General features: G+C 71.6%; 14 protein-coding genes and 1 pseudogene. 11 read left to right on the top strand and 4 right to left on the bottom strand.

Going from position 1 to position 19,514, the window contains the following annotated elements; all coding sequences use genetic code 11:
* Positions 1–151 precede the first annotated feature (151 nt).
* Entirely contained in the window at positions 152–2,419 is a 2,268-nt protein-coding gene (locus ABZV42_RS13775; RefSeq protein WP_356052093.1) for a bifunctional salicylyl-CoA 5-hydroxylase/oxidoreductase, read from the top strand.
* Here the strand turns inward: ABZV42_RS13775 and ABZV42_RS13770 are convergent.
* Positions 2,403–3,257, bottom strand: coding sequence for a PaaX family transcriptional regulator C-terminal domain-containing protein (locus tag ABZV42_RS13770; protein ID WP_355981153.1), 855 nt, complete (start codon positions 3,255–3,257; stop codon positions 2,403–2,405). The two genes, ABZV42_RS13775 and ABZV42_RS13770, sit on opposite strands and share 17 nt — an antisense overlap.
* 15 nt (positions 3,258–3,272) lie before the next feature.
* Positions 3,273–5,018 (bottom strand): AMP-binding protein, encoded by a 1,746-nt coding sequence (locus ABZV42_RS13765; protein WP_355981156.1) that lies wholly within the window; start codon positions 5,016–5,018, stop codon positions 3,273–3,275.
* A 139-nt stretch (positions 5,019–5,157) separates the two neighbouring features.
* Here ABZV42_RS13765 and ABZV42_RS13760 point away from each other — a divergent pair, with 139 nt between their 5' ends.
* Positions 5,158–6,303 carry an acyl-CoA dehydrogenase family protein gene (locus ABZV42_RS13760; RefSeq protein WP_355981159.1) on the top strand — a complete coding sequence of 382 codons (1,146 nt, stop codon included), beginning with the start codon at positions 5,158–5,160 and terminating at the stop codon, positions 6,301–6,303.
* The gene (locus tag ABZV42_RS13755) at positions 6,300–6,698 is read left to right on the top strand and encodes a RidA family protein (protein WP_355981161.1); all 399 of its coding nucleotides are present in this window, start codon (positions 6,300–6,302) and stop codon (positions 6,696–6,698) included. The genes ABZV42_RS13760 and ABZV42_RS13755 overlap by 4 nt, the downstream gene beginning before the upstream one ends.
* 21 nt (positions 6,699–6,719) lie before the next feature.
* On the opposite strand, the gene ABZV42_RS13750 is transcribed toward ABZV42_RS13755, so the two are convergent.
* Positions 6,720–6,914 (bottom strand): DUF5999 family protein, encoded by a 195-nt coding sequence (locus ABZV42_RS13750; protein ID WP_355981163.1) that lies wholly within the window; start codon positions 6,912–6,914, stop codon positions 6,720–6,722.
* A gap of 275 nt (positions 6,915–7,189) precedes the next feature.
* Between ABZV42_RS13750 and ABZV42_RS13745 the strand changes: the two genes are divergently transcribed.
* The 8 genes and pseudogenes from ABZV42_RS13745 to ABZV42_RS13710 all read left to right on the top strand — a co-directional run bounded on the left by ABZV42_RS13745 (position 7,190) and on the right by ABZV42_RS13710 (position 18,095).
* Positions 7,190–7,615: a DUF6299 family protein gene (locus ABZV42_RS13745; protein WP_355981165.1), complete on the top strand. Its 426-nt coding sequence runs from the start codon at positions 7,190–7,192 to the stop codon at positions 7,613–7,615.
* A 193-nt stretch (positions 7,616–7,808) separates the two neighbouring features.
* Entirely contained in the window at positions 7,809–11,486 is a 3,678-nt protein-coding gene (locus ABZV42_RS13740; RefSeq protein ID WP_355981308.1) for a nitrate reductase subunit alpha, read from the top strand.
* 1 nt (position 11,487) lies between these two features.
* Positions 11,488–13,260 carry a nitrate reductase subunit beta gene (narH, locus tag ABZV42_RS13735; RefSeq protein WP_356052004.1) on the top strand — a complete coding sequence of 591 codons (1,773 nt, stop codon included), beginning with the start codon at positions 11,488–11,490 and terminating at the stop codon, positions 13,258–13,260.
* Positions 13,257–13,871, top strand: coding sequence for a nitrate reductase molybdenum cofactor assembly chaperone (narJ, locus tag ABZV42_RS13730; protein WP_355981169.1), 615 nt, complete (start codon positions 13,257–13,259; stop codon positions 13,869–13,871). The genes narH and narJ overlap by 4 nt, the downstream gene beginning before the upstream one ends.
* A complete protein-coding gene (gene narI, locus ABZV42_RS13725; RefSeq protein WP_356052002.1) occupies positions 13,868–14,596 on the top strand; it encodes a respiratory nitrate reductase subunit gamma in 729 nt (242 codons plus the stop codon). The genes narJ and narI overlap by 4 nt, the downstream gene beginning before the upstream one ends.
* Positions 14,578–15,820: pseudogene (locus ABZV42_RS13720) on the top strand (MFS transporter). Before narI ends, ABZV42_RS13720 begins: the two are co-directional and overlap by 19 nt.
* Positions 15,821–15,945: 125 nt before the next feature.
* Complete coding sequence (locus ABZV42_RS13715) at positions 15,946–16,377, top strand: DUF6153 family protein (RefSeq protein ID WP_355981175.1); 432 nt, start codon at positions 15,946–15,948, stop codon at positions 16,375–16,377.
* 74 nt (positions 16,378–16,451) lie between these two features.
* Complete coding sequence (locus ABZV42_RS13710) at positions 16,452–18,095, top strand: multicopper oxidase family protein (protein WP_356052000.1); 1,644 nt, start codon at positions 16,452–16,454, stop codon at positions 18,093–18,095.
* Between the two features lie 145 nt (positions 18,096–18,240).
* Here ABZV42_RS13710 and ABZV42_RS13705 read toward each other — a convergent pair whose 3' ends face one another.
* Positions 18,241–19,437, bottom strand: a complete 1,197-nt coding sequence (locus ABZV42_RS13705) for a permease (RefSeq protein WP_356051998.1) — start codon at positions 19,435–19,437, stop codon at positions 18,241–18,243.
* Positions 19,438–19,514 lie beyond the last annotated feature (77 nt).

Raw genomic sequence — 19,514 nt, 5'->3', positions numbered from 1 at the left:
GATGCGCACGGACGAGGGCACCGGGGAACGCGAGGGCCGTGCCGGGGCCGGCCGCGCGGACGGCTCCGCGGGCGGGCGCGGTGCGGACGGCGGCGGTACGCACGCCTCCGCAGGCGGCGGCAGTGTGCACGCCTCCGTGGGCGGCGGCGCGATGCGCGTCGCGGTGATCGGCGGAGGCCCCGGTGGACTCTACGCCGCGGCTCTCCTCAAACGCCTGGACCCGGACCGCGAGATCACCGTCTGGGAACGCAACGCGCCCGACGACACCTTCGGCTTCGGCGTCGTCCTCTCCGACGAGACCCTGGGCGGCATCGAGCACGCCGACCCGGTCGTCTACGCGGCGCTCCAGGCCGAGTTCGTCCGCTGGGACGACATCGACATCGTGCACCGCGGAGTGCGCCACACCTCCGGCGGCCACGGCTTCGCCGCGCTCGGACGGCGCCGGCTCCTGGAGATCCTGCACGAACGCTGCCGCTCGCTCGGCGTCGATCTGCGCTTCACGGCCGAGGCCCCGCCCGTGGACGAACTGATGACGGCGTACGACCTCACCGTCGCCGCCGACGGCGTGCACAGCCTCACGCGCGCGGCCCACGCGGAGGTCTTCCGGCCGTCCGTCGAGGAGCACCGCTGCCGCTACATCTGGCTCGCCGCCGACTTCGCCTTCGACGCCTTCCGCTTCGAGATCGCCGAGACGGAACACGGCGTGATGCAGCTCCACGGCTACCCGTACTCGGCCGACGCCTCCACCGTCATCATCGAGATGCGCGAAGAGGTCTGGCACGCCTCGGGGTTCGCGGACCTCGACGAGGTGGAGTCCGTCGAGCGGTGCGGCAAGATCTTCACGGACGCCCTCGGCGGACGCCCGCTGCGCGCCAACAAGTCGGCGTGGACGACGTTCCGGACCATCGTCAACGGCCGCTGGTCGCACGGAAATCTGGTCCTGCTCGGTGACGCGGCGCACACCGCCCACTTCTCCATCGGCTCCGGCACCAAGCTCGCCGTCGAGGACGCGCTCGCACTCGCCGCCTGCCTGGAGGAACAGCCCTCGCTGGAAGAGGCGTTGGCGGCCTACGAGGAGGAACGGCGCCCGGTCGTCGCCTCCACCCAGCGGGCCGCCCGCGCGAGCCTCGACTGGTTCGAGAACCTCGGGCGCTATCTCGGCCAGCCCACCCGGCAGTTCGCGTTCAACCTCCTCACCCGCAGCCGCCGCGTCACCCACGACAACCTGCGGCTGCGCGATCCGCACTTCGTGGCCGCGGTCGAGCGGGAATTCCGCTGCCCGCCCGGCACCCCGCCCATGTTCACCCCGTTCCGGCTGCGGGGCCTGACCCTGCGCAACAGGGTCGTCGTCTCACCGATGGACATGTACTCGGCCGTGGACGGCGTCCCAGGCGACTTCCACCTCGTCCACCTGGGCGCGCGGGCCCTCGGCGGCGCCGGACTGGTGATGACCGAAATGGTGTGCGTCAGCGAGGAGGGCCGCATCACGCCCGGCTGCGCGGGCATCTACACCGCACGGCAGGCCGACTCCTGGCGCCGGATCGTGGATTTCACGCACCGTCAGGCCCCCGGCACCGCGATCGGCCTCCAGCTCGGCCACGCCGGCCGCAAGGGCTCGACCCGGGTGATGTGGGAGGGCATCGACGAACCCCTCCCGGACGGCAACTGGCCGCTCGTGGCCGCCTCCCCGCTCCCGTACAAGCCGGGCAGCCAGACCCCCCGCGCGCTGTCGCGGGCCCAGCTCACCGATCTGCGCGAGCAGTTCACCGCGGCCGCCTGCCGAGCCGCCCGCTGCGGCTTCGACCTCCTCGAACTGCACTGCGCCCACGGCTACCTCCTCTCCGGCTTCCTCTCCCCGCTGACCAACCTGCGGACCGACGCCTACGGCGGATCGCTGGAGAAACGGCTGCGCTTCCCGCTCGAAGTCTTCGACGCGGTACGGGCGGTGTGGCCCGCGGAACGGCCGATGACCGTCCGTATCTCCGCCGCGGACTGGGCCGAGGGCGGCACCACCGGGGACGACGCCGTGGCGATAGCCAGGGCCTTCGCCGCCCACGGCGCCGACGCGGTGGACGTGTCGACCGGCCAGGTGGTGGCGGACGAGCGCCCCGAGTACGGCCGCTCCTACCAGACGCCGTACGCGGACCGGATCCGTCACGAGACCGGCATCCCGGTGATCGCCGTCGGCGCGATCTCCTCCTGGGACGACGTCAACTCCCTGATCCTGGCCGGGCGCACGGACCTGTGCGCGCTCGCCAGGCCGCACCTGTACGACCCGAACTGGACGCTGCACGCGGCCGCCGAACAGGGCTACGAGGGGCCGGGCGCAGGCTGGCCCGCGCCCTACCGCGCGGGCAGCCGGCGCCCGCAGACCGGCCGTACGGACGCCCCCAAACCCCGTCTCACCCTGGGTACTTGAGAGAATCCGGGTGTCCGGACCACGGGGGCACTCCGGCGAACTCCGCGCCGGCGTCCCGCAGTCGCTCGTGGAGTGCCCGGAAGACGACGGCCGAGCGGGCGCCGGGCCAGCCCTCGGGGAGCAGGGCCGCGGGCAACCCCGGGTCGGTGTAGGGGAGATGGCGCCAGGAGTCGAGAGCGAGCAGATAGTCGCGGTAGGCCTCTTCCGGCGGCGTGTCCGTCCGCTCCTCCCAGGTGTGCAGCACCCGCGCGTGCCGGCCGAGGAACGCCTCGTGCTCCTTGGCGATCGCGGTCAGGTCCCACCAGCGCCCCACCGCGTCGGCCGTGGCGGCGTACCCCAGATGCTCGCCGCGGAACAGTTCCACGTATCCGTCGAGCCGCAGCCGTTCCAGGGTGTGCCGGGTCTCCTCGTACAGCCGTGCCGGGGCGATCCACACGCCGGGAGCGGCCGTGCCGAAGCCGAGACCGGCCAGCCGCGAGCGCAGGACATGCCGCTTCTGGCGCTCCGACTCGGGCACGGAGAAGACGGCGAGCACCCAGCCGCTGTCCTGCGGGGGCGCCGTCGCGTACACCCTTCGGTCGCCGTCGTCGAGCAACTGCCGTGCGTCCGGCGACAACGCGTACCCCGCGGAGCCCGCCGCGGTGCGCGCCGGTTCCAGCAGCCCGCGGCGCTTGAGCCGGGACACCGACGAGCGCACCGAGGGCGCGTCCACGCCGACCGCGGCGAGGAGCCGGATCAACTCGGCCACCGGCACCGGGCCGGGAGCGAAACGGCCGTAGGCGCCGTAGAAGGTGACGATGAGGGACCGGGGGGCGTGGTGCTCTGACACGCTCATCACTCTAGTGGGCCAAGATCACTTGGGATCGCCGCTCGCGGGCAAGTCGCCCTCGGGAGCGGAGTCCGCGGCCTCGGGCGCGGGGGCCGGCGGGGTGTCCGTACCCCTGTCGGCACGGTCGCCGGAACGGTTCTCCTCCCGCAGCCTGAAACGCTGGAGCTTGCCCGTGGCGGTCCGTGGCAGCGCGTCCAGGAAGATGATCTCCCGGGGGCACTTGTACGGCGCCAGCTCGGACTTGAGGAAGGCTCGCAGCGATTCGGCGTCCCGGCGGGCACCCTCCTTGAGCACGGTGTAGGCGACCGCGACCTGCCCGCGCGCATCGTCGGACCGCCCGACGACGGCCGTCTCCAGAACGTCCGGGTGCCGCAGCAGCGCGTCCTCGACCTCGGGCCCCGCGATGTTGTACCCCGCCGAGATGATCATGTCGTCCGCGCGGGCCACATAGCGGAAGTAGCCCTCGGAGTCGCGTACATAGGTGTCGCCGGTGATGTTCCAGCCGTCGCGTACGTACTCCCGCTGCCGGGGGTCGGCGAGATACCGGCAGCCGACCGGGCCGCGCACGGCGAGCAGACCGGGTTCACCGTCCGGCACCGGCGTCCCGTCCGCGTCGACCACGCGCGCCCGCCAGCCCGGCACCGGCACGCCCGTCGTACCGGGGCGGATGTCGTCGTCGGCGGCGGAGATGAAGATGTGCAGCAGTTCGGTGGCGCCGATGCCGTTGATGATGCGGAGCCCGGTGCGCTCCTGCCAGTCCCGCCAGGTCGCTGCGGGCAGGTTCTCGCCGGCGGACACGCAGCGCCGCAGCGACCCGATGTCGTGCCCGGCCGGTTCCGCCAGTTCCGTCAGCATCGCCCGGTAGGCGGTCGGAGCGGTGAACAGCACGGAGACCCGGTGCTCCGCGATCGCGGGCAACAGCTGCCTGGGGCCCGCCTGTTCGAGCAGCAGCGAACAGGCGCCGGCACGCAGCGGGAAGACCACGAGACCGCCGAGCCCGAACGTGAAGCCCAGGGGAGGACTGCCGGCGAAGAGATCGTCCTCGCGCGGCCGCAGCACATGCTTCGAGAACGTGTCCGCGATCGCCAGCACATCGCGGTGGAAGTGCATGCAGCCCTTGGGCCGGCCGGTGGTGCCCGAGGTGAACGCGATCAGCGCCACGTCGTCGGCCGCCGTGTCCACCGCGTCGAACGGCTCGTCGGGAGCGCCGGTGATCCGCAGGAGCAGATCGTCCGGCGCGTCACCGCCGTACGTCGTGACCCGGAGTCCGGGGACCTCCGCCTTGACCAGGTCGTCGACCGAGCGGACGTCGCACAGGGCGTGCGTCACCCGCGCGATCCCGCACATCGTGCCGAGTTCGTGCGGCCGCTGCTGCGCCAGCACGGTGACGGCGATCGCGCCCGCCTTCAGCACCGCCAGCCAGCAGGCGGCCAGCCACGGTGTGGTCGGACCGCGCAGCAGCACCCGGTTGCCCGGGACGACACCCAGCTCGCCGGTCAGCACATGGGCGATCCGGTCGACACGGGCGCGCAGTTGCCCGTACGTCCACGGCGCGCCGGACGGGGTACGGAACACCGGGCGTTCGGGGTCGGTGTCCGCGAGGAGTTCGGCGGCGCAGTTGAGCCGGGCGGGGTAGCGCAGCCCGGGCAGGTCGAAGCGGAGTTCGGGCCACTGCCCGGGAGGCGGCAGATGGTCGCGCGCGAAGGTGTCGACGTGGGCCGAGCGTGCCGGCCCCGTTTCCGCGGGATCCAGGGGATCCACAAGGTCCATGGCGTCTCGCCCCCTTGCCTTGGTGGGCCGCCTCGGTGGGCGTCGTGGTGGGCTCGCACAAGGAGCGTATCGTGTTGGTGACGACAGTCAACGGTTCGCGATAACGTGGGTGGCGTCCGATGGGGAGAGGGGACGGGCAATGACCGCATTCTCGCTCGATCCGGGGCAGACCGCCTGGTGTGCCGAACTGCGCGCGCTGGCCGCGGAGCAACTGCGCCCCCTGGCCGACAAGGGCGAGCCGGGCCATGTCAACCGGCCGCTCGTCGCCGAACTCGGCCGGCTCGGGCTGCTCTCCCGGCTGTTCTCCTCCGGCGCCCTCGACCTCTGTCTGATGCGCGAGTCCCTCGCCCAGGTCTGCACCGAGGCCGAGACCGCGCTGGCCCTCCAGGGGCTCGGCGCCCATCCCGTCCACGCGTACGGAACCCCGGCCCAGCGCGCCCACTGGCTGCCCCGGGTCACCGACGGCGGCGCCGTCGCGGCCTTCGCGCTGAGCGAGCCCGGCGCGGGCTCGGACGCCGCCGCGCTGGCCCTGCGGGCAGACGAGGACGGCACCGGCGGCTGGCGGCTCACCGGCGAGAAATGCTGGATCTCCAACGCCCCCGAAGCCGACCTCTACACCGTCTTCGCGCGCACCGCGCCCGGGGCCGGCGCCCGCGGCGTCACCGCTTTCCTCGTCCCCGCCGACCGCCCCGGCCTCACCGGCACCCCGCTCGACATGCTCTCCCCGCACCCCATCGGCGCCCTCGCCTTCGACGCCGTACCCGTCACGACGGACGACGTCCTCGGCGAGACCGGCCACGGATTCCGGGTCGCCATGAACACCCTCAACCTCTTCCGGCCGAGCGTGGGCGCCTTCGCCGTCGGCATGGCGCAGGCCGCGCTGGACGCGACGCTCGCGCACACGGCACGGCGCGAGGCGTTCGGCGGCCCGCTCAAGGACCTCCAGACCGTGTCCCACCAGGTCGCCGAGATGGCCCTGCGCACCGAGGCGGCCCGCCTGATGGTGTACGCGGCCGCGACGGCGTACGACGCGGGGGCGGCGGACGTCCCCCGGCGGGCGGCGATGGCGAAACTGCTCGCGACCGAGACGGCCCAGTACGTCGTCGACGCGGCCGTCCAGCTGCACGGAGCCCGTGCCCTGCGCCGGGGCCATCTCCTCGAACACCTCTACCGCGAGGTACGCGCGCCGCGCATCTACGAAGGGGCCAGCGAGGTCCAACGGACCATCATCGCCAAGGAGTTGTACCGGACCGCCGGGCTGCCGGCAGGAGAGGTGTCCCGATGACCGCCGAGCGGGTGAATCCACCCGGGCTCTCCCCGGCGGCCGGCTTCTCCCACGCCGTCGTCGCCACCGGCTCCCGGGTCGTCTTCCTGGCCGGACAGACCGCGCTGGACGTGGACGGGAAGGTGGTGGGGGAGACCCTGCCCGAGCAGTTCGAGAGGGCGCTGGCCAATCTGCTGACCGCGCTGCGCGCGGCGGGCGGCGCTCCCGCGGACCTCGCCCGGGTCACGGTCTACGCCACGGACGTCGCCGACTACCGCGCCCACGCCGCCGAACTGGGCGGTATCTGGCGCCGGTTGGCAGGCCGCGACTACCCCGCGATGGCCGTCATCGGCGCCGTGCGCCTGTGGGACGAACAGGCGCTGGTCGAACTCGACGGCTTCGCCGTGCTGTCGTAGGACCCACGCGGCGGCCCGGGATCAGGCCGCGACGGCCAGCAGGCCGGCGAAGACGCGGTGCGGAGCGACCACACTGCCGTCGGGAAGCAGTTCACCGCTGTCGTCGAACACGATCGCGCCGTTGCACAGGAGGTTCCAGCCCTGCTCGGGGTGGGCCGAGACGATGTGCGGGACGACGGTGTCCGCGGACGGGCACGAAGACCGGTGTGAACACATGGTGCACCTCCGTGGGATGCGAGGAGTGTCGGCGGCGCTGTCGTCGCCCTCGCATGAACAGACCATGCGCGCGCGGCGAACTGATCGGAACACCCGGCCGTGAAGCGTGACAACACGAGGACAACTCTCGGACGTCCCCATGACGGACGGCGCCGAATCGCCACCGGGGGAGTGGTGCCAACTCGCCACCAAAGGGGTGATGATCACCGCCCTCGGGGCCTTGGACCGGTACCTGTTGAGCACCCTGTCCAGGTCCCCGCTCCCGGAGGTACCCCATGTTGTTCCGCCAGGCCGTCGGCACGGCCGCCGGTGCCGCGCTGCTCCTGCTCCTCGCCCCGTCCGCCGTGGCCCTGTCCGCCTCGTCCGAGGAGGTGACCGTCGACCCGACCGGCACGGTCGCGGCGGACGGCACCGTCACCCTCTCCGGCACCTACCGCTGTACGGGCGCCTCGGGGCCCGTCTTCGTGACCTCCTCGGTCTCCCAGAGCGACCCCCGGGTCAGCCAGGGCATCGGCGGGACCTCGGCCCTGTGCGACGGCGCCGAGCACCGCTGGACCAACTCGGAGAAGCGCGCACCGGCCGACCTCAAGCCGGGCGCGGCCCATGTCCAGGCCACGGTCATGGAACTGAGCGCGAGCGGCCTCCCGCTCCCCGCGTTCCACGCGGTCCGGGACCAGGACATCACCGTCGTGCAGGGCTGAACGGCCGCGTGCCGGGCCGCCGGTCCGCGCGACCGGCGGCCCCTCGCGCCGATCGGGGATCACGGCGCCGGACGCCGTCCCTCACCCCTTCGGCCCCCCGGGCATGCGCCCCCCACCCGTCGATGGTGCCCTGAGGTGAAGCCGGCCGAGAGGAGCATCCGTGCCCGCGACCGACGCCAGAGGCACCGGCGGGATGGACGGCACGGCCAGTGATCTGCTGCTGCGTACCGGGCGGTTCTTCCGGCGGGGCGAGACCTCCGCCGATCTGCGCACCCTCTCCAAGGAGGGCGGGCGGAGCGGCGACGTCTTCTACCGGGACCGGTGGAGTCACGACAAGGTCGTGCGCTCCACCCACGGGGTCAACTGCACCGGCTCCTGTCGGTGGAAGGTGTACGTCAAGGACGGCATCATCACCTGGGAGACCCAGGAGACGGACTATCCGAGCGTCGGCCCCGACCGCCCCGAGTACGAGCCGCGCGGCTGTCCGCGCGGGGCGGCCTTCTCCTGGTACACGTACTCGCCGACACGGGTGCGCTACCCGTACGTCCGCGGAGTGCTCCTGGAGATGTACCGGGAGGCGAAGGCGCGCACCGGGGACCCCGTCACCGCGTGGGCCGACATCCAGGCCGACCCCGAGCGGCGCGGACGCTACCAGCGGGCCCGCGGCAAGGGCGGTCTGGTGCGGGCGACCTGGGACGAGGCGGTGGAGATGGCCGCCGCCGCGCACGTCCACACCATCAGGACGTACGGGCCCGACCGCATCGCCGGCTTCTCGCCGATCCCCGCGATGTCCATGGTCTCGCACGCCGCGGGCGCCCGGTTCCACTCGCTCATCGGCGCCCCCATGCTGTCGTTCTACGACTGGTACGCCGACCTGCCGGTCGCCTCCCCGCAGGTCTTCGGCGACCAGACGGACGTCCCCGAGTCGGGGGACTGGTGGGACGCGGCCTACCTGATGATGTGGGGCAGCAACGTCCCGGTGACCCGTACCCCGGACGCGCACTGGATGGCCGAGGCGCGCTACCGCGGGCAGAAGGTCGTCGTCGTCTCCCCGGACTACGCCGACAACACGAAGTTCGCCGACGAGTGGCTGCACCCCCACCCCGGCACCGACGGAGCGCTCGCCCTCGCGATGGGGCACGTGGTGCTCAAGGAGTTCTTCGTCGACCGGCAGGTGCCGTTCTTCACGGACTACGTACGGCGCTTCACCGACCTGCCGTTCCTCGTCACCCTGCGGGAGCACGACGGCCGGCACGTCCCCGACAAGTTCCTGCGCGCCTCCGATCTCGGGGACAGCGCGGAGGGCGCGGAGTGGAAGACGGTCGTCCTCGACGAGCGGACCGGGCGGCCGGAGGTCCCCGGCGGGTCGCTCGGCTTCCGCTGGACCGAGTCGGGCCTGGGCCGGTGGAATCTGGAGCTCGGCGACCTCGAACCCCGGCTCTCCCTGTACGGGTGCGACGGCGCCGTTCCCGCCGAGGTGCTGCTGCCCCGCTTCGATACCGACGGCGGGCCGCACGGCCAGGGCAGCGGCGCGGTCCGTGCCGGGGGTGTCCCCGCGATGCGGGTCGGCGGCCGTCTGGTGACGACCGTGTACGACCTGCTGCTCGCCCAGTACGGTGTCGGCCGCGCCGGGCTGCCCGGCACCTGGCCCACGGGCTACGACGACGCCTCCGTCCCCTGCACGCCCGCCTGGCAGGAGATCCACACCTCCGTCCCGGCCGCGGCGGTCGTCCGTACCGCGCGGGAGTTCGCGGACACCGCCGAGCGATCCCGGGGCCGCTGCATGATCCTCATGGGCGCCGGCACGAACCACTGGTTCCACTCCGAGACGATCTACCGGGCCTTCCTCGCCCTGCTCCAGCTCACCGGCTGCCAGGGCCGCAACGGCGGCGGCTGGGCGCACTACGTCGGCCAGGAGAAGTGCCGCCCGGCGACCGGCTGGGCCACCCTCGCCGCCGCGTCCGACTGGTCACGTCCGCCCAGACAGGCGATCGGCACCGCCTACTGGTTCCTCAACACCGATCAATGGCGCTACGACCACTACCGCGCCGACACCCTCGCCTCCCCGCTGGGCACGGGAGCCTTCGCCGGGATGACGGCCGCCGACTGCCTCGCCCAGGCGACCCGTTCGGGGTGGATGCCCTCCTACCCGACGTTCGACCGCAACCCGCTCGACCTGTGCGACGAGGCGGGCGACCAGGACCCGGCCGAGTACGCGGTGGACCAACTCCGGGAAGGCAAACTGGGCTTCGCCGGAGAGGATCCCGACGCGCCCGTCAACTGGCCGCGGATCGTGACCCTTTGGCGGGCCAACCTGCTGGGCTCCTCGGCGAAGGGCGCCGAGTACTTCCAGAAGCACCTGCTCGGCACCACGTCCTCCCTCGGCGCCGAGGAGGCCGCGCCCGAGGAGCGGCCGCGCGATGTGCGCTGGCACGAGAAGGCGCCCGAGGGGAAACTCGATCTGCTGCTCTCGCTGGACTTCCGCATGACGTCCTCCACCCTCATGTCGGACATCGTCCTGCCGGCCGCGACCTGGTACGAGAAGCACGATTTGTCCAGCACGGACATGCACCCCTACGTGCACTCCTTCACCCCGGCCGTCGACCCGCCCTGGCAGGCCCGCACCGACTTCGCCGCCTTCCACGCCCTCGCCCGGTCCTTCTCCGTGATGGCGGCGAAGCACCTGGGTGTGCGCCGCGACCTCGTCGCCACCGCCCTTCAGCACGACACCCCCGGCGAGACCGCGCAGCCCGGGGGCGTCGCACTGGACTGGCGGCGCGGCGAGTGCGAGCCCGTACCCGGCCGGACCATGCCCCAACTGACCGTCGTGGAGCGGGACTACGGCGCGATCGGCGAGAAGATGGCCACCCTTGGACCACTGGCGGAGAAGCTCGGCCTGCCCGTGAAGGGCATCACCTTCGACGTGGCGGAGGAGGTACGGCTGCTCGCCGACCGGCACGGCGTCCGGATGTCCGGGCCGGCGACGGGACGGCCGCTGCTCGACACCGCCGTGAAGGCGGCGAACACGATCCTCGCCCTGTCAGGCACCACCAACGGCCACCTGGCCACGCAGGGCTTCCACACCCTGGAGCGCCGCACAGGACAGCCGATGGCCCACCTCGCCGCCGAGCACGAGGGCAAGCGCGTCACGTACGCCGACACCCAGGCGGCACCCGTGCCGGTCATCACCTCCCCGGAGTGGTCCGGCAGCGAGTCGGGCGGCCGCCGCTACACCGCTTTCACCCTCAACACCGAGCACGCCAAGCCCTGGCACACCCTCACCGGACGCCAGCACTTCTTCCTCGACCACGACTGGATCCACGAACTCGGCGAGGCGCTGCCCGTCTACCGTCCGCCGCTCGACATGCGCCGCCTCTTCGGGGACAGGATCTCCACCGGCGACGACGGCCGGGCGGAGGTGACCGTCCGCTATCTCACCCCGCACAGCAAGTGGTCCATCCATTCCGAGTACCAGGACAACCTCCTCATGCTGTCGCTCTCCCGCGGCGGCCAGAACATCTGGATGTCCCCGCAGGACGCCGAGACGATCGGCGTGCGCGACAACGACTGGATCGAGGCGGTCAACCGCAACGGCGTCGTCGCGGCCCGCGCGGTCGTCAGCCACCGCATGCCGCAGGGCACGGTGTACATGCACCACGCGCAGGACCGCGTCATCGCCACCCCGAAGACGCAGACGACGGGCAAGCGCGGCGGGACCCACAACTCCCTGACCCGGCTGCTGCTCAAGCCGACCCATCTCATCGGCGGATACGCCCAGTTGAGCTGGGCGTTCAACTACCTGGGTCCGACGGGCAACCAGCGGGACGAGATCACGGTCGTCCGGCGCCGCACCGAACCGGTGGAGTACTGAGATGCGCGTCATGGCACAGATCGCGATGGTCATGAACCTCGACAAGTGCATCGGCTGCCACACCTGTTCGGTCACCTGCAAACAGGCGTGGACGAACCGCGGCGGCGTCGAGTACGTGTGGTTCAACAACGTCGAGACCCGCCCCGGGCAGGGATATCCGCGCCGCTACGAGGACCAGGACACGTGGAAGGGCGGCTGGGAGCTCAACAAGCGGGGCCGGCTGAAGCTCAAGGCCGGCGGCCGCTTCTCGAAGCTCGCCCACATCTTCTCCAACCCCCGACTGCCCTCCATCGACGACTACTACGAGCCGTGGACGTACGAGTACGCCAACCTCGTCGACGCCCCCCTCGGCGACGACATCCCCGTCGCCCAGCCCCGCTCGCTCCTCAGCGGCAAGCCCATGGAGATCGAGTGGAGCGCCAACTGGGACGACAACCTCGGTGGCGTGAGCGAACACGGCGCACTCGACCCGATGGTGGCCAAGGTCCGTGAACAGGCCTCGGAGAAGGTCAGGTTCGCGTTCGAGCAGACCTTCATGTTCTATCTGCCGCGGATCTGCGAACACTGCCTGAACCCGTCCTGTGTCGCCTCGTGCCCGTCAGGCGCGATGTACAAGCGCCAGGAGGACGGCATCGTGCTGGTCGACCAGGACCAGTGCCGGGGCTGGCGCATGTGCGTCAGCGGCTGCCCGTACAAGAAGGTCTACTTCAACCACCGCACCGGCAAGGCCGAGAAGTGCACCCTGTGCTATCCGCGCCTCGAAGTCGGCCTGCCCACCGTCTGTTCCGAGACCTGCGTGGGAAGGCTGCGCTACCTCGGCGTCATGCTCTACGACGCCGACAAGGTCCTTCAAGCGGCCTCCACCCCCGACGACACCGACCTGTACGAAGCCCAACTCGGCGTGTTCCTGGACCCCGAGGACCCCGTCGTGCGCCGGGAGGCCGAACGCGCCGGCATCGCCCACGACTGGATCGACGCGGCCCGCCGCTCACCCGTCCACGCCCTCATCAGCAGGCACAAGGTGGCGCTGCCGCTGCACCCGGAGTACCGCACGATGCCGATGGTCTGGTACATCCCGCCGCTCTCCCCGGTGGTCGAGGCCCTCACCGAGACGGGCTTCGACGGCGAGGACGCCGGCAATCTCTTCGGCGCGATCGACACCCTGCGCATTCCCCTGGAATACCTCGCCGAGCTGTTCACCGCCGGCGACACCGCTCCCGTACGGGCCTCGCTGGAGAAACTCGCCGCCATGCGCAGCGCGATGCGCCCCGGGCTGCTCGCCGGGGGCCAGGGACCGGCCCCGGTCGACGAGGAGGCCGCCCGGTCGGTCGGCATGTCCGGGGAGGAGATGTACGCGCTGTACCGGCTGCTGGCCCTCGCCAAGTACGAGGAGCGGTACGTGATCCCCACCGCGGCCGTCGGTGACGCCCGGCGGCTGGAGGAGTCCGTCCTGCCCGACGAGTGCAGCCTCGACTACGAGGGCGGCCCCGGCATGGGGGGCTCCGGACCCTACGGCGAAGGATCCGGCGAGACGAAGCCGATGTCCGTGGAGAACTTCCACGTCCTGCGCGACCGTCAGACCGCCGACGCGCCCGCCGACACCGGCCACAGCCGCGTCAACCTCCTCAACTGGGACGGCCGCGGCCACCCCGCCGGACTGTTCCCCGGCAAGAGCGGCCCCAGCGGAGACAGCGGCGGCGGTGACACCGGCAGGCCCGGCACCGGCACCGGCCCGAACCCACCCGAGAACGGCGCCGACGAGGAGGAGAGATGACCACCCCGCACGCCGTCGTCCACGCCGCGGTCGCCCGCTGCCTGGTCTACCCCGACGACGAGTTCCACACCGGCCTCGGTCTCCTGCGTACGGCCGTCGACGAACAACCCGGCCCGGGACGGCGGGAGTTGCGCGCCTTCCTCGACCACGTCGGCGACACCGCCCCCGACCGGCTCCGACAGGACTACGTCCGCACCTTCGACTTCTCCGGCCGCCGCTGTCTCCACCTCACCTGGTGGACCGACGGCGACACCCGCCGCCGCGGCCGGTCCCTGGTGCGCTTCAAGGAGATCTACCGGGAGCACGGCTGGGAGTACGCGGACACCGGGGAACTCCCCGACTTCCTCCCGGCCGTCTGCGAGTTCTCCGCCCTCACCGGCACCGACACCCTCCTGCGCGACCACCGCCCCGCGCTGGAACTGCTGCGCTTCGCCCTCACCGAGGCCGCCTCGCCCTGGGCCGGCGTCCTCGAGGCACTCGTCGCCACCCTTCCCGGCGCCTCCCCGCGCGACCGCGCCGCCGCCCGGGCCATGGCCCGCAACGGACCACCGCGCGAGGACGTGGGGCTCGCGCCGTTCGGCACCCCGCTGCTGGAGGTCGTCCCCCGATGAGCCTCGCCGACAGCCTCCTGTGGACCGCGATGCCGTACATCACGATCGTCCTGCTCGTCGGCGGGATCATCTGGCGCCACCGCTACGACAAGTTCGGCTGGACGACCCGCTCCTCACAGCTCTACGAGTCCAGGCTGCTGCGGATCGCCTCCCCGGTGTTCCACTACGGCATCCTCTTCGTCCTCGCCGGCCATCTCGTCGGACTGTTCGTCCCGGACTCCTGGACCAGCGCGCTCGGGGTGAGCGAGACGACCTACCACGACCTCTCCCTCTACGGCGGCACACTGGCGGGCCTCGCCACCGTCGCCGGCATCGCGCTGCTGATCTACCGCCGCCGCACCAACGGACCGGTCTTCCTCGCCACCACCCGCAACGACAAGCTCATGTACGCCGTCCTGCTCGCCGCCATCGTGATGGGCATGACCGCCAAGCTCACGCACGCGGGAGGCCACGGGTACGACTACCGCACCACCATCGCCCCGTGGCTGCGCAGCGTCTTCACCCTGCGTCCGGACTACGCGCGGATGAACGGGGTGCCGGTCACCTACCAGATCCACATCGTCATCGGGTGCGTCCTCATCGCCCTCGTCCCCTACACGCGGCTGATCCATATGTTCAGCGCCCCCGTGCAGTACCTCTTCCGCCCCTACATCGTGTACCGCAGCCGTGAACGCGGTCAGCTCGGTACCCGGTCCGAGCGGCCCGGATGGGAGCGAGTGCAGTGACCGCCCGGTCCGACGGGACCGCTCCGATCCCTTCGGTGCCCGGGGCCGCCTACCGCAACCTCGCCGTCGCCACGATCGGGTTCGCCCTCACCTTCTGGGCGTGGAACCTCATCTCACCGCTCGGCACCACTCTGGGCGACAAGCTCTCGCTGAGCTCGTTCCAGCAGTCGCTGATGGTCGCCGTCCCCGTGATCGTCGGCTCGCTCGGCCGGGTCCCCGTCGGCGCGCTCACCGACCGCTTCGGCGCGAAGACCATGTTCCCCCTCGTCACCGCGCTGACCATCGTGCCCGTCCTGCTGCTCGTCGTCGTGAAGGACTCCTACGCGGGCCTTCTCGTCGTCGGATTCTTCCTCGGCCTGGGCGGCACGACCTTCGCGATCGGCGTCCCCCTCGTCAACTCCTGGTTCCCGCCCGCACGTCGTGGCTTCGCCATCGGCGTCTTCGGCATGGGCATGGGCGGGGTCGCCCTCTCCGGCTACTTCACCCCCCGTATCTACAAGCACGGTGAGAAACCTGCCGTTCGTGGTGCTGGCCGTCGCCCTGGCCGCCTTCGCCGCCGTGTCGTACTTCCTCCTCGCCGACCGCCCCGACCGCGTCGTCCCCACCACCTCGCTGGGAAAGCGCCTCGGTGACGCAGGGCGCCTGCGTGTCACCTGGGAGCTCGCGGCCCTGTACGCGATCGGATTCGGCGGCATCGTCGCCTTCGGCGTCTACCTGCCCACGTACCTCAAGACCTGGTACGAACTGTCGCCCACCGACGCCGGTTCGCGGGCGGCCGGTTTCGCGCTCGTCACCGTGATCTTCCGCCCGATCGGCGGCTGGCTCTCCGACCGCGTCCACCCCGCGGTCGTCACCTCCTGGGCACTCGGCGTCGTCGGGGTCATGGCCGTGTGCCAGGCGTTCGAACCCCACCTCGTCCCGGGTGGTACGGTCTTCCTCCTCGTCATGGCGGCCGGTCTCGGCACCTCCAGCGGCAGCGTCTTCGCGATGGTCGCCCGGGTCACCCCGCCGCCGCAGGTCGGCAGCGTCACCGGAATCGTCGGCGCGACCGGCGGACTCGGCGGCTTCGTCCCGCCCCTCGTCATGGGCGCCGTCTACAGTGCCAAGAGCTCCTACGCCATCGGCTTCATGCTGCTCTCCGACCTCGCCCTGGCCGGCTGCGTCTACGCCTACGGCCGCATGCGCGACGTGGGCCCCACCCCCGTCCCGCGGCAGACCGCCTGATGTCCGTAACACCCGCCAGGGGTGTCGCGAACCCTGGGAAGTGGAGCCGTCGGTACCCCCTGGGGGTAGGATGCGAAAACGCTGACCGGCAGCAGCCGATCGGCAGACACGACACAGGTGATCTCATGGTGACGCGAGCGCGGCGCAGCGGCGGCCACGCCGTCCGCTGGGCGTACGGGGTGTTCGTCACCCTGTGCGTCGTGCTGGCCGTGCTCGCCCATCACGAGGTGTCCACGGCCGGGGTTGCTCCGATGCCCGGCATGGCCCATGCCGCCATGACGGCCGAGGTCCATGCCGCGCACGGGATGCCCGACGCGGCGGAGCCGCCCTCCGTGACGGGCTCGTCGACGCACGGCCTCGACGACGGTGTGTGCGCGGGGGCCGGCATGCCGCACTGCGCCGCGGCGAGCGTCGCCTCGCCCCCACTCGTCGTACCGGCTCACGACGGGCCTCGTCTCCCCGTGGACCTTCCGCGGGCGGTGTCCCGCCATGCGCCCGGGGCCGTGGTCAGCCGGGCGCCACCTGATCTCTCCGTCCTCTCGCAACTGCGCATCTAGGCCGCACCGCACGGCGCTCGACGCGCCGTGCCTCCGCGTCCCGTCCGCAGTCGCACAGCAGAGGACCACGAAGAATGAACAGCATCGACCGACGCTCCGTCCTGCTCGCCGGGCTCGGAGCCGCCGGCGCCGGCGCGCTCGCCGCCTGTACGAGCGGCTCCCACGGCTCTCACGGCTCAGGCCCCCTGGTCGGCCCCTCCGGTCCGGCGGTCGCCGCCGCCGAGCGGAAGCGGGCCCGCACCGGACGGCAGCACCGGATCACCCTGACCGCGGCGCCCGCCAGGATCGACCTGGGCGGTGGCGTCATGCCCAGGACCTGGGCCTTCGACGGACGCACCCCCGGCAGGGAAGTCCGGCTGTCCGTCGGTGACACCCTGGTCGCCGAGCTGTCCAACCAACTCCCCGGCAGGACCGCCACGTCGGTCCACTGGCACGGCATAGCCCTGCGCAACGACATGGACGGCGTGGCCCCCGCCACCCAGACCGCAGTCAGGCCCGGCTCCACCTTCACCTACCGGTTCACCGCCGACACCCCGGGCACCTATTTCTTCCACCCCCACGTCGGCGTCCAGCTCGACCGGGGGCTGTACGCCCCGTTGATCGTCGAGGACCCGAGGGAACCCCTCGGCTACGACGACGAGTGGATCGTCCTGCTCGACGACTGGGCCGACGGCGTCACCGGCACCCCGGACGAGGTCTTCGCCGAACTCAAGCGGGGCATGGGCGGCATGGGCATGAGTACGGGCGAGAGCAGCAGCCCCGGTTCCAGCGGTATGGATCACCGTGACATGGGTGACATGGGGGACATGGGCGGGATGGACATGGGGAGTGACTCCGGGTCTTCCTCCGCCTCGGCCTCCCCGTCCGACGGTACGCCGACGAGGTTCATGCTCATGGGTGCCACCAGCGAGCTGCTCGGCGGCGACGCCGGGGACGTGAGGTATCCGCACCACCTGGTCAACGGCCGCGTGGCGACCGACCCGGACGTCTACACCGCCAAGCCCGGCACCAGGGTGCGGCTGCGGATCGTCAACGCCGGCTCGGACACCGCCTACCGGGTCGCCCTCGGCGGCCACAGGCTGACCGTCACCCACACCGACGGCTTCCCGGTCAGGCACCAGGAGGCCGACGCCCTGCTGGTCGGCATGGGGGAGCGGTACGACGTCCTCGTCACCCTCGACGACGGCGTCTTCCCGCTCGTCGCGCTCGCCGAGGGCAAGAACGCGAACGGCCTGGCCCTGGTGCGTACCGGCTCGGGGAGCAAACCCTCCGCGACCGTCCGCCCGAGGGAGCTCGACGGCTCGGTCATGACGGCGTCCCGGCTGCGGGCCGCCGACGAGGTGCGCCTGGAGTCGGCCAGGACCGACGTCACACACGAGATCAGGCTGACCGGCGACATGACGAGGTACGACTGGGCCGTCAACGGCAGGGCGTTCGACATGAGGAACCCCGAGGCCCACCCGATCGTCATCGAGGAGGGCCAGCGGGTGCGGCTCGACTTCGTCAACGCCACCGGTATGTGGCACCCGATGCATCTGCACGGCCACACGTACCAGATCGGCGATTCCGGGCCCCGCAAGGACACCGCGATCGTCCTGCCCAGGAAGAAGCTGTCCGTCTTCCTGGACGCCGACAACCCGGGCCAGTGGATGCTGCACTGTCACAACGCGTACCACGGCGAGGCCGGGATGATGGCGAACGTGGCCTATCAGGCCTGACCGTTCATCAGCCGGTGCCCCCTGAGGGGCACTCCGTCCGGGGGCGGACCGACGGTCCGCCCCCGGACGGGTCCGATCGTCGCGGCCCACGAGGGAAGCTGCCGATCGTCATCGGGTGCACCCCGGACGGGCGGGGGACGCCGTCTCAGTCGTGGTGCCCGTCGTGGGCGGGTGCGCCGTCGCGCGTGTCGTCGTGCGCGTGTTCGGAGTGGCCGGGCGAGCCGCCCATCATGCGCAGCATCGCCGGGCCGCCGGTGCGCCAGAACCGTACGAGCAGGCTCGCGGCCAGCAGCAGGAAGGCGATGTTGAGCCAGGTCGTGTAGTTCCAGCTGATCCCCTCCTCGGGAAGCCTGGCGTCGGCCTGGTCGGGGATCAGTCCCAGGCCGCCGAAGGTGAACTCGACGACGTATCCGGCGAGGGCCATGGCGGCGTAGAAGGTGACGAGGAGGAAGGCGGCCATGCGGGCGCCGTAGTACTTCCGGTAGATGTTGAGGATCGGCAGGATCAGCAGGTCGGCGAAGATGAAGGCGATCACGCCCCCGAAACTGATGCCGCCCTTCCACAGCACCACCGCCAGCGGGACGTTGCCGATGGAACAGACGAAGGTCGCGATCGCCACGAGGGGGCCGATGAGCGGCCCGATCAGTTTCGCGGTGAGGGGGTCGTCCGCGACGAAGAAGGAGTGCCAGAACTCGTCCGGCAGCCAGGCGGCGATCGCCCCCGCGATCAGCAGTCCGGCCACCAGGTCGCGCAGGATCGCGGCCCACTCCATGACGAAGATGTGCGACACGGACGTGTAGCCGTCCCGCGAGAACAGCCGCCGCGCGAAGCCGCCCTCGCCCCCCACGGACATGTCCATCGCGGCGTGGCCCTCCATGGACCCGGCGATCCCGCGGTCGGCCTGCTGCCGGGCCTCGCGCAGCAGCCGTTCGCGCAGGAAGAGCCGGAACAGTACGGCGAGCACGACGATCATGACCGGTCCGCCGACGAACTCGGCGGCGGTGAACTGCCAGCCCATCAACAGGGCCATGATGATGCCCAGTTCGATGACCAGGTTCGTGGAGGCGATCTCGAAGGCCATGGCCGCGGTGAAGTCGGCACCCTTGCGGAAGAGCGAGCGGGCGAGGGCCACGGCGGCGTAGGAGCAGGAGGAAGAGGCGGCGCCGAGCCCGGCGGACGTCGCGAGCGTGCGTGGCCGGCCGTCACCGAGGAGCCGTACGACCGTCGAGCGGCGCACCACCGCCTGCACGACGGCGGACAGGGTGAAGCCGAGGATCAGCGCCCAGGTGACCTCCCAGGTCATCGACCCCGCAATGGACAGCGCGTGCCCGATCGCATCCACAGACCTGAACCCTTCCGGAGGCGGCGGCGCTCACGAGGTGAGTATTCCCCGAGGGGTACGTCATGTCCGGGCTCACG

The organism is Streptomyces sp. NPDC005281 (assembly GCF_040607495.1).
Lineage (GTDB): Bacteria > Actinomycetota > Actinomycetes > Streptomycetales > Streptomycetaceae > Streptomyces.
This window is presented reverse-complemented; position numbering and strand designations above follow the sequence as displayed.